This is a genomic window from Collinsella sp. AF39-11AT (genome assembly GCF_003474585.1).
Lineage (GTDB): Bacteria > Actinomycetota > Coriobacteriia > Coriobacteriales > Coriobacteriaceae > Collinsella.
In genome coordinates this window covers 1-1,211 of record NZ_QROG01000055.1, presented here as the reverse complement: position 1 = coordinate 1,211, position 1,211 = coordinate 1, and the positions used below count along the sequence as shown (strand labels likewise).

General features: G+C 37.7%; 2 protein-coding genes. Both read left to right on the top strand.

All coding sequences use genetic code 11. The features are described 5' to 3' along the window. Nucleotides 1-74: 74 nt before the first annotated feature. Nucleotides 75-158: a 23S rRNA methyltransferase attenuator leader peptide ErmL gene (locus DW037_RS10405; RefSeq protein ID WP_001860874.1), complete on the top strand. Its 84-nt coding sequence runs from the start codon at nucleotides 75-77 to the stop codon at nucleotides 156-158. Nucleotides 159-282: 124 nt separating this feature from the next. Then, on the top strand, nucleotides 283-1,020 hold the full coding sequence (gene erm(B) / locus DW037_RS10400; RefSeq protein ID WP_001038795.1) for a 23S rRNA (adenine(2058)-N(6))-methyltransferase Erm(B): 738 nt from the start codon (nucleotides 283-285) through the stop codon (nucleotides 1,018-1,020). Nucleotides 1,021-1,211 lie beyond the last annotated feature (191 nt).

The window sequence follows — 1,211 nt, the reverse complement described above, 5'->3', positions numbered from 1 at the left end:
GCCTATGCCGGAATCTCTCCCACAGAAACCACCGAAGAGCCTAAAAATTTGTAATTAAGAAGGAGGGATTCGTCATGTTGGTATTCCAAATGCATAATGTAGATAAAACATCTACTGTTTTGAAACAGACTAAAAACAGTGATTACGCAGATAAATAAATACGTTAGATTAATTCCTACCAGTGACTAATCTTATGACTTTTTAAACAGATAACTAAAATTACAAACAAATCGTTTAACTTCTGTATTTGTTTATAGATGTAATCACTTCAGGAGAGATTACATGAACAAAAATATAAAATATTCTCAAAACTTTTTAACGAGTGAAAAAGTACTCAACCAAATAATAAAACAATTGAATTTAAAAGAAACCGATACCGTTTACGAAATTGGAACAGGTAAAGGGCATTTAACGACGAAACTGGCTAAAATAAGTAAACAGGTAACGTCTATTGAATTAGACAGTCATCTATTCAACTTATCGTCAGAAAAATTAAAACTGAATACTCGTGTCACTTTAATTCACCAAGATATTCTACAGTTTCAATTCCCTAACAAACAGAGGTATAAAATTGTTGGGAATATTCCTTACCATTTAAGCACACAAATTATTAAAAAAGTGGTTTTTGAAAGCCGTGCGTCTGACATCTATCTGATTGTTGAAGAAGGATTCTACAAGCGTACCTTGGATATTCACCGAACACTAGGGTTGCTCTTGCACACTCAAGTCTCGATTCAGCAATTGCTTAAGCTGCCAGCGGAATGCTTTCATCCTAAACCAAAAGTAAACAGTGTCTTAATAAAACTTACCCGCCATACCACAGATGTTCCAGATAAATATTGGAAGCTATATACGTACTTTGTTTCAAAATGGGTCAATCGAGAATATCGTCAACTGTTTACTAAAAATCAGTTTCATCAAGCAATGAAACACGCCAAAGTAAACAATTTAAGTACCATTACTTATGAGCAAGTATTGTCTATTTTTAATAGTTATCTATTATTTAACGGGAGGAAATAATTCTATGAGTCGCTTTTGTAAAGGTTGATTTTCAATCTCAACGCAACAGCCTGAACGGGCCCCGCGTTTCCGCAGCTAGCGCAACGCGGGAATAGCTCCCGGCACCTGGCCGTCGCATCGTTTCCGCAGGTGGAGAGGCTATGAAGGCCGGTGCCCCCATGCCGCCGCCGCATGCTCCGCCAGCCCGCCGC

What these genes read in the sequence shown, in the direction of transcription:
- DW037_RS10405 (WP_001860874.1), top strand. Translation starts at nt 75, where the DNA reads ATGTTGGTATTCCAAATGCATAATGTAGATAAAACATCTACTGTTTTG.